This window comes from Paenibacillus algorifonticola (assembly GCF_050481745.1).
GTDB classification, from domain to species: domain Bacteria; phylum Bacillota; class Bacilli; order Paenibacillales; family Paenibacillaceae; genus Pristimantibacillus; species Pristimantibacillus algorifonticola_A.
This window is the reverse complement of record NZ_JBCNGR010000079.1, coordinates 1-10,689: the sequence shown is the minus strand read 5'-3', so window position 1 is coordinate 10,689 and position 10,689 is coordinate 1. Positions and strand designations below refer to the sequence as shown.

Here is a 10,689-nt window from a genome sequence, read left to right as displayed (position 1 = left end):
GGCACAACCGGGCATTTGAGCTGACGGAAGCGGATCGCAGTACCAAGTTCGCGGGCTTCGGGTTCGACGCATCGGTATGGGAGGTATTTCCTTATCTGATCGCGGGCGCATCGCTCTATGTCATTCATGACGAGATACGCATGGACGCCCGGGAATTGAATGCGTACTACGAACGCAATGGCATTACGATCAGCTTCCTTCCGACGCAATTTTGCGAGCAGTTCATGGAACTGGAGAATCGCTCGCTTCGGGTGCTGCTGACGGGCGGGGACAAGCTGAAGACGTACCGGAAGCGGAATTACCGGCTGGTGAACAACTATGGCCCGACGGAAAATACGGTAGTCGCGACCAGCAGTCCAGTGGAGAAGCTGGAGTGGAACTTACCGATCGGCAGGCCGATTGACAATGTGAGGGCATATATCGTCGGCCGTACAGGCGGGCTTCAACCGATTGGGGTGCCCGGTGAGCTGTGCCTGGCGGGAGACGGACTGGCGCAAGGCTACTTGAACCGTGAGGAGCTGACGGCCGAGAAGTTTATCGACAATCCGTTCGAGGCGGGGGGAAGGATGTATCGGACGGGCGATCTGGCCAAGTGGCTGGAGGACGGCAATATAGCGTATATGGGAAGGATCGACAGCCAGATCAAGATACGGGGCTACCGGATTGAACCGGGCGAGATTGCGCAGCGGCTGCTGGAGCATGATACGGTAGACGAGGCGGCGGTGGTAGCGAAGGAGCAGGCTGGAGGAGAAAAACAGCTGGTAGCCTATATTGCAGCGCGGCAGGAATGGAGCGCAGCCGAGCTGCGCAACTGGCTGGCCCAGACGCTGCCGGACTATATGATTCCGCGGCATATGGTCGCTATCGAGAGAATGCCGGTTACCGCCAACGGCAAAATCAACGAGCTCGCTCTTCCTGAGCCGAACGAAGTCTTGACGGACCTCGAACCTTATTTGCCTCCTCGCAATGAGATAGAAGCGTTATTGGTTCAGTCTTGGCAGGACGTTCTCGGGCGGGAATCCGTAGGCATCCGCGATAATTTCTTCGAGCTCGGCGGCGATTCGATTAAAGCGATTCAAATTGCGGCCCGATTAAACAGCTCAGGCTTAAAGATGGAAATTAAAGACCTGTTCCAGCAGCTCACGATTGAACAGCTTAGCGGGTTCATTAAACTAACCGTCAACAATGTTGATCAGGGAATCGTCTCAGGTCCGATACCGCTGACACCGATTCAAGCATGGTTCTTTGAACAGGGCTTCCGCAATAGGAATCACTGGAACCAGGCCATGATGCTGTATCGTAAGAAAAGGTTCCTTCCAGAACTGCTGCGACGGACATTAGACAAGCTTGTGGAGCATCACGATGCACTGCGTATGAGCTTCGAACAGCAGCAAGAGGGTGTTGCGCAAGTTAATCGAGCGATCGAAGGCAAGCTATATTCGCTGGATGTGTACGACATGATTGATCGGAGCAGTCCAATCGATGCCATTGCGAAGCTAGCTGCGGAAATGCACCGGGGCATTGATGTGGAGAATGGGCCGCTGGTCAAGGCGGGGTTGTTCCAGACGGCAGAAGGGGATCATCTTCTGCTTGTTATCCACCACCTTGTCGTGGATGGCGTATCGTGGAGAATCTTGCTGGAGGATTTGGCTCATATTTACCGAGACCTGCTGGCGCACGGAGAACTGGTAGTCCCATTGCCGGACAAAACGAATTCCTATCAGGCATGGTCTAACTATTTGCACGATTACGCCAACAGCCCGAAGTTGTTAAAGGAGCTTCCTTATTGGGAGGCGTTACACAATCGGCCGGCGCATGCGCTTCCTCGGGACTTTGATACGGATCGCAATGAGTGGCTCGAGGCTGAAAGCGTAACAGCGCTTTTGACGGAGACGGAGACGTTTGACTTACTCAATGGCACGCATCACGCGTACCATACTGAAATAAATGATCTGATGCTGTCGGCGTTAGGGCTCACGATTCAGGAGTGGACCGGACAATCGCATATGCTTGTTCAAATGGAAGGGCACGGTCGCGAAGAACTTTTCGGCCCGATGGATATGAACCGGACTGTCGGATGGTTCACTTCAATGTTTCCGGTTCATCTGGACTTGTCGGTCTCCGGGGACTTGGGTTACCAGATCAAATCAATGAAAGAGATGCTCCGGAACGTTCCGAATAAAGGCATTGGCTACGGCCTTCTGTCCCATCTTACGGATAAGGAGCGAATCGCGAGCATTGCCGGCGGCATGCGTCCTAAAATAAGCTTTAACTATTTAGGGCAGTTTGAATCGGTTTCACTTGGCGAGTTTGATTTCTCAATGATGCCAACCGGAGCTGCAATGGCGACGGAGCGATCGCAATTGCTCGATTTTACGGGGGTTGTGCAGGACAAGCAATTGCGTATACATCTGACGTATTCACCGCATCAGTTCCGCAAGTCTACGATGATAAGCTTAATCGAATCCTATAAAAAGCATTTGCTGGACTGCGTGAAGCATTGCATGGCCCGTTCAACAACGGATTTGACACCAAGCGATTACGGAGATGCAGAGCTGACGCTGGAAGAGCTTGATGCCATCGGGGAATTAATTGACTTGATTTAATCCGGCAACAGGCATGGAAAGAGACTACTGCCTCTTTCCATGCTGCCAGCCGAATGTGGGAGGAACTTCGTGAACAAGAAAGAGATCGACAAAATTTATCCCTTGTCCTCCATGCAGGAAGGGATGTTGTTTCATAGTTTGCTTGACAACAACGGTACTTATTTTGAGCAAATTACGATCCGGCTGACTGGCGACTTTCATGTGGAGCAGTTTGAGAAAAGCGTCCAGTTTATCGTAGATCGATATGATATATTCCGCACGATATTTATTCATCAGAAAGTGCAAAAACCGCGCCAGGTCGTACTGAAGCAGCTTGCAATCAACGTTCATCACGAAGATATTCGCCATTTGTCCGTAGAACTGGCACAGCAGCATATTCGGAGATATGCATGGGAGGAACGGAAGAGAGGCTTCAGCTTATCCAAGGATGTTCTGATGCGGTTCGCTGTTTTTAGGACCAGAGAGGACCAATACGAGATTGTATGGAGTTACCACCATATACTGATGGATGGCTGGTGTACCTCGATCGTTTTAGGTGAGTTGTTTGATGTATACAGGTGTTTCGAGCAAGGACTCCCTGTTCAGATGGAGAAGGCTATGCCTTACAGCCAATACATTCAATGGCTCAAGCGATGGGACCAGGATGAGGCGCAACTGTATTGGAATTCCTATTTGAGCGGATATGAACAGACAGCAACGCTCCCTTCGAGAAGACCTTCTGCGGCAGGAACTTATGAAAATGCCGAATTGCTGCTATCCCTTGATGAAAGCAGTACGGAAGCTTTTTATGAATTGGCAAAAACGTTTCAAGTGACTTCCAACTGTCTATTTCAAGCGCTATGGGGCGTATTATTACAGCGTTATAACCGTACGGACGACGTTGTCTTCGGGGCGGTTGTATCCGGACGTCCGTCCGAGATTGCCGGAATTGAGAAAATGGTGGGGCTCTTTATTAATACCGTCCCCGTTCGGGTGAAGGCCGACTCCAGCAGCAGCCTGGCTTCCATTGCGCGCCAGCTGCAGGAAGATTCGCTTTTGTCGGAACGCCACGCTTACCTTTCATTGGCCGAAATTCAGGCGGGAAGTCCGCTGCAGGGCAATTTGCTTAAAACGATTGTCACTTACCAGAACTTCGGGGCAGCATCCTTTGATGGAACAGCATCGATAGGAAATAATCTCCCCTTTGTCGTCCAGAATGTCGAGACGTTCGAACAATCCAACTATGACTTTAATCTGATGATCGTGCCAAAACAGGAGCTTGTATTTAAATTTATGTTTAACAAAGCGGTATATGATGCTCCTTTCATGCACCGCATACTATCGCATTTTCGTAACCTGCTTCATCAGGTTGCCGATAACCCTTCTGTTGCACTGCAGGAGCTAAATGTTACCGGAGCCTCGGAAATCAGCGACCAGCTGGAGCAGCTGACGCAAACGCGGACTGATTATGGGAAAGAGCGGACGCTGGCGGAACTGTTCGAGGAGCAGGTGCAGCGGAATGCCAGGAAGACGGCCCTTGTCTTCGAGGGAAGGGAGCTAAGCTACGGGGAGCTCAATACGATGGCCAACCGGGCGGCTCATCGCTTGCGAGAGCGCGGGGTCAGGGCGAACACAATCGTCGGGGTGTTGAGCGACAGGTCGCCGGAGATGATCGTCTCGCTGCTGGCGGTGCTGAAGGCCGGCGGAGCGTACTTGCCGATCGATCCTGAGTATCCGGAGGAGCGAATTCGGTACATGCTGACGGACAGCGGAGCCGCTTGGCTGGTGAGCCGGCAGCATCTGGCGGATCGCGTGAAGCAGGATATCTCGCTGATTACGATAGAGGAAGCTATGGCAGATGACGGCTCGCTGGATACGAATCCGGAGCCGGTGAACGGCTCGGAGGACGTAGCCTGTGTCATCTACACGTCCGGCTCCACAGGCAAGCCGAAGGGGACGTTGACGAAACATGCGAACATTAGCCGTGTCGTGAAAGCGACGAACTACATCGAGCTAACAGAGGAGGACAAGCTGCTCCAGTTGTCCAACTACGCGTTCGATGGCTCGACCTTCGATATTTATGGCGCGCTGCTGAACGGTGCGACCTTGGTGCTGCTGGAGCAGGAAGCGCTGCTGGACATGCGCAAGCTGACGAGCGTGATCCGCGAGCAGGGCATTACCGTGTTTTTCATCACGACGGCGCTGTTCAACGTGCTGGCGGATGTGGACCCGTCGTGCCTGGCCGGCGTTCGGAAGGTGCTGTTCGGAGGCGAGAAAGTATCGGTTCCGCATGTGAGGCAGGCGCTGAAGGTTATGGGAGCAAGCAAGCTGATTCATGTATATGGTCCGACGGAAAGCACTGTATTCGCGACGGCGTATCCTGTTGCAGCAATAGAAGAAAGCGCGGCAACAGTGCCGATTGGCAAGCCGATCTCGAATACGGAGGCTTACGTGCTGGACAGCAGCCTGCGGATACAACCGCGGGGCGTGCCTGGGGAGCTGTGCCTGTCGGGAGCGGGACTGGCGAAGGGATATTTGAACCAGCCGGAGTTGACGGCGGAGAAGTTCGTGGACCATCCGTATGCGCCTGGCGAGAAGCTGTACCGGACAGGGGACCTAGTCCGACTGCTGGAGGACGGCAACATCGAGTATATTGGGCGGATCGACCAGCAGGTCAAAATCCGCGGCTTCCGCATTGAGCCGGGAGAGATCGCCGCTCGTTTGCGGGAGCATCCGTTCATACAGGATGCGACAGTCGTTGCCCTGCAAGAAAATGATCAAGGAGCACACTTCCTATGCGCCTACTACACCGTGCAGCGTCCGGTCTCTACGTCCCAGCTCCGGGTACATCTGGAGACAGAACTGCCCGATTATATGGTACCTTCTTATTTTTGCAAGCTTGAGCAGCTAGCGTTGAATGCGAACGGCAAAGTAGATAAGGCAGCGCTGCCGCGGCCAGATTTTGCGCAATTGAGCGAGGCTCCTTACATAGCGCCGCGCAACACCGTAGAAGCGGCTTTGGTCGGCATTTGGGAAGAAATACTCGGTGTCCGGGGGATCGGCGTCGTCGACAATTTTTTTCAGCGCGGAGGCCATTCGTTGAAAGTGACGATGCTTGTATCCCGGATACAGGCGGAATTACAGGTTGAGCTTCTTCTGCGGGAGGTGTTCCAATATCCTACGATTGAAGGTCTCGCCAAGCGAATAATGAACGATTCCGGGTCCGATAAGCAGAGTATTCCGATTGCAGACGAACGTAAGGTATACCCGGCTTCTTCCGCTCAGAAGAGGCTGTATATTATGAACCAGTTCCACGAATCGGGGACGACTTATAATTTGCCATGCATGACGCACATTCGCGGCTCGCTTGACTTCGAGCGAATAAGCCAGGCTCTGTGTGCTCTTGTGGAGAGGCACGAGGCGCTTCGCACTTCTTTCTATACCGTTGACGACGAGGTGGTTCAGCGAGTTCATCAGCAGGTTGACTTGCAAGTTGAGCTGATTGATATGCAAGCGGAGAACGTTCGTTCATATGTACAGCAGTTTATAAAGCCTTTTAATTTGCAGCAGGCTCCGTTAATGCGGGCAGAGGTGCTGCGGCTTCCCGATGAAGAGTTCGTACTTATGCTCGATTTTCACCATATCGTATCGGATGGAGTCTCGATTAATTTGTTCATGAAAGAGCTTAAAGCGATATATGCCGGAGCATCGTTGGAACAGTCGAGAATTCAATACAAGGACTACGCCGTATGGCAGCAGGAGCGCTCAAATTCGGAAGCGATGATGAAACAGGAGGAGTACTGGCTGTCGCGATTTGACGGCAATATTCCTACGCTTGAACTGCCCGCGGACTATCCGAGACCGGCTGCGAAAAACTTTGAAGGCGACCGTCTCTCATTCCTGCTTGAGCGCAGCGTAGTTGAGCAATTGGAGCTGCTCTGCAAGCAGCAAGGTACGACGATGTTCATGACGCTGCTTGCCGCCTATCATGTATTCCTATGCCGATATACCGGACAAACGGACATTGTGGTCGGGACTCCGATAGCCGGGAGGCTGCAGATTGAGCTGGAATCAATGATGGGGATGTTCGTGAATACGCTGCCGCTTCGCATTAACCCGGCGCGCTCCACAAGGTTTGCAGAGTTTCTTCAGGATATCAAGATGAATACGCTGCAAGCCTTCGAGAACCAAGCATATCCACTCGAACAATTGATTGCGAAGCTTGAGCTGGAGCGCGATGTCAGCCGAAACCCGTTATTCGACACGATGTTCACTTTGCAAAACATGGGTATAGAGAAAATGGATATCGAGGGATTGTCTTTATCGCCGTATCCTTATGAGATGAATATTGCCAAATTCGATTTGCTGTTGGCTGCGATAGAAACCGACGACGGCTTGCTGTTCGAAATGGAATTTGCGACCAGCCTGTTTTCGCATGATACGGTGCAGCGTATGAGCCGCTATTTCACGGAGCTGCTTCGGAACATTGCTCGGAACCCGAATTTGCCGATCAGCGAGTACCCGTTATTGACGGAGCCGGAGCAGCACACGCTCCTTCATGCGTGGAACGATACGGGGACTAGTTATCCGAAGAGCCGGACATTATCCCAACTGTTCGAAGCCCAGACGGAACGATCACCGGACTGTCCCGCTTTAGCATTCGAGGATCGGACATTGACGTACCAAGAGCTTAATGAGCAAGCTAACCGGTTCGCCTGCCTTTTGCGCGAGAAGGGGATTGGGGCCAATACAGTTGTCAGCCTGCTGTTCAATCGCTCTGTCGACATGATTATCGCCATTCTCGGGGTGTTGAAGGCGGGAGGGGCTTATCTCCCAATCGACCCTGATTATCCGTCTGACCGTATTGAATATATGCTTCATGACAGTCACGCCAGGCTGCTAATTACGGACGGGAGCGTAAGTGACGAATTTGCGTTTGCTGGGGAAACGTGCGTTTGGCGCGACCTTGAGCTTGTCCGATTCCCGGAAACCAATCTGGAGCCGGGCTGCACAACGGAAGATGTGGCATGCGTGATGTATACTTCCGGATCAACCGGGCGGCCGAAAGGAATCTTGACCGCTCATTACAGCATTAGCCGTGTCGTCATGAATACAAATTATATCGCGATTCAGCCGGAAGACCGAATGCTTCAACTGTCCAATTATGTATTTGACGGTTCTTTATTTGATATATTCGGTGCTCTGTTGAACGGTGCGCAGCTGAGGCTCTTAACGAAGGAAACGTTATTAGATATCGAGGCGTTATCCGAATGTATTCATCGAGAGCAAATCACCGTATTTTTTATAACGACTGCGCTGTTCAACACCCTTGTCGATATTAATGCCGACGCTTTGCGGAATGTGCGCCGGATTTTGTTCGGAGGGGAGAAAGTATCGGTACGGCACGTTCGCCAAGCGTTGTCCAGTATAGGGGCCAATAAGCTGATCCATGTATATGGTCCGACCGAATCAACGGTCTTTGCTACGTTCCACCCTATTAATGAAATAGAGGAAACGGCGGCAACAGTTCCAATAGGACGTCCGATTGCGAACACGGGTGCTTATGTTTTGAGTCCCGACCGACAGCTGAGTCCCATTGGCGTGCCGGGCGAGCTATATTTATCGGGTGATGGCTTATCGCAAGGATACCTGAACAATCCGGTACTTACTGCCGAGAAGTTCGTCCCTCATCCGTTTGTGCCGGGCGAGCGTCTATACCGGACGGGAGACAGGGTGAAGCTGCTCCCGAGCGGGGATATCGAATTTATGGAAAGAATCGATCATATGGTCAAAATTCGCGGGTTCCGCATCGAGCTCGGCGAAATTACGGATCGTCTGCTTGCCTGTGAGGCGGTGAAAGAAGCGATCGTAGTGACGCAGAACGATGACAGCGGACAGCCTTGTATATGTGCCTACTTCGTTGCAGCCGGACCATGGTCAACTGCCGAGCTTCGCGAGCAATTAGCCTGTTCTTTGCCAAGCTATATGATACCCGATCATTTTAGGCCAATGGACCAATTGCCGCTTACACCTAACGGGAAAGTCGATCGTAAAAAGCTGCCTATGCCGGATTTCTCGGAAGCGGCATCGAAGGCGTATGAAGTGCCGATCACGTCAGTTGAAAAACGCTTGTCCCAAATGTTTGGCGAACTGTTTGGTCTGGAGACGGTGGGCAGAAATGCAGACTTCTTTGCACTAGGAGGCCATTCTCTTAAGGCCAGTTTATTGTTATCCCGTATTCGCACCGAGTTTCAAATGACGATATCACTGAGCGACATATTCCGGCGACCTGTAATCCGGGATTTGGCGGCGGTAATTGAAGCTGGAACAGATGAGCTAGCGTTTGTCATTGAGCCTGCGGATTTCCGTAAGGAATATCCTGCTTCGTATGCGCAGAAACGTATTTATTTCGTTCATGAGCTGGACAAAGACAATGTTGCTTACAATATGCCGATATGGCTGAGGAGCGAAACCGCATTGGATTTCGCTCGGCTCCAGCATAGCTTTCAACAGCTCATTGACCGACATGAGTCGTTGCGCACCATTTTCCGAATGGTAGAAGGGGAGCTCGTTCAGCAAATTTGTGAGCGTGTGGAATTCACTATTCAGAATATAACCATCCGCAGCGGTGAAAGCATGGCGGATGTCAATTTGATAAAACCGTTCGATCTGGGGCATGCGCCGCTGATCCGTGCCGTGCTGTTCCATGAGACTGGCGGCGGACAGGTTCTAATGATCGACATCCATCATATTGTGTCAGACGGCGTTTCAGTAGGTGTACTGCTTCGAGAGCTCCGCGCATTGTACGAGTGCCGGGAACTGTCGCCTCTTGCGCTGCAATATAAGGATTTCAGTGTTTGGCAGCAGCAATACGCGCAGACGGAAGCGTGGGCGCTGTCCGAGCGTTACTGGCTTGAGATGTTCCAAGAAGAAGTTCCGCTGCTGCAGCTGCCAACGGATTACCCAAGGCCATTGGTCCAGAAGTTTGAGGGAAGTCGAGTGTCTTTGCGCGTGGATAGTCACATCGGATTGAACATTCGGATGCTCAGTTCGCAATGGCAGATGACGCCATTCAACCTGTATATGAGTGCTTATACTTGGCTAGTCTCTCTTTATTCCGGTCAGGATGACATGGTTATTGGGACGCCGACCACAGGCAGGAAGCATCCTTCATTGGATGGGGTCGTCGGCATGTTCGCTAATGTATTGCCTCTTCGCTTGTTCCCAGGGAAGGAGCAATCGTTCCATGCATTTGCGCAGCAAGTCAAGGAACGGATCATATCCGCTCATACGCATCAGGAGTATGCCTTGCAGAACCTTCTTGAGAAGGCTCAATTGCGCCGTGACATGAGCCGTAATCCTTTGTTCGATACGGTTCTTACTTATCAACAACGGCAAGATGACGAGTATCGTCTGGGGAACCATCGTATGACGGAAAAGGACGGCGGCGGCAATACTTCCAAGTTCGATCTCACGTTAAGTGTCAGCGAAAGCGAAAATGGCGAGCTGTTTCTTGATCTGGAATACAGCACAGCGCTGTTCAAGCGGAGCACGGTTGAGCGCATGGCGGGGCATTTCGTCCGCCTGCTGGAACAGATCGTGCAACGCCCGGAGCTGCGGTTGAGCGAAGCCGATATCGTGACGGAGCAAGAGCGGGAGCAGCTGCTGCGGATGTTCAACGATACAAGCATCGCCCACCCGACCGAATCCATGGTCCATCAGCATTTTGAACAGCAGGCGAAGCGTGTGCCTGATCGGCCGGCGGTCGTCTGGCGGGAGGAGATGTGGACATACCGCGAGCTGAACGAGCGGGCGAACCGGATTGCGCACGCGCTTCGTTGGCGGGGAGCGGCGCCGGATGCGATTGTCGGCATTTTGATGGAGCGCTCACCGGACATGATAGCGGGGATGCTCGGCATCCTGAAGTCGGGAGCGGCGTATATGCCGATCGACCCGGAATACCCGGCAGAGCGGATCGCCTACATGCTGCGTGACAGCGGAACGAAGCTGGTGCTAACGCACCGGGGGCTGATGGAGAGACAGACGTTCGACGGAACGGCGCTGGATCTGACGGCCGAAGAGCAGAATGAAGAACCAGCGGACA

The 10,689-nt window shown here is 52.5% G+C and carries 2 protein-coding genes; both read left to right on the top strand.

Annotated elements, in window-relative coordinates; all coding sequences use genetic code 11:
* Positions 1 to 2,606, top strand: a 2,606-nt coding sequence (locus ABEW34_RS31545; protein WP_430165726.1) for a condensation domain-containing protein, incomplete at its 5' end; no start/stop codon positions are given.
* 69 nt (positions 2,607 to 2,675) lie between these two features.
* On the top strand, positions 2,676 to 10,689 hold an 8,014-nt coding region (locus ABEW34_RS31540), incomplete at its 3' end, for an amino acid adenylation domain-containing protein (protein ID WP_430165723.1).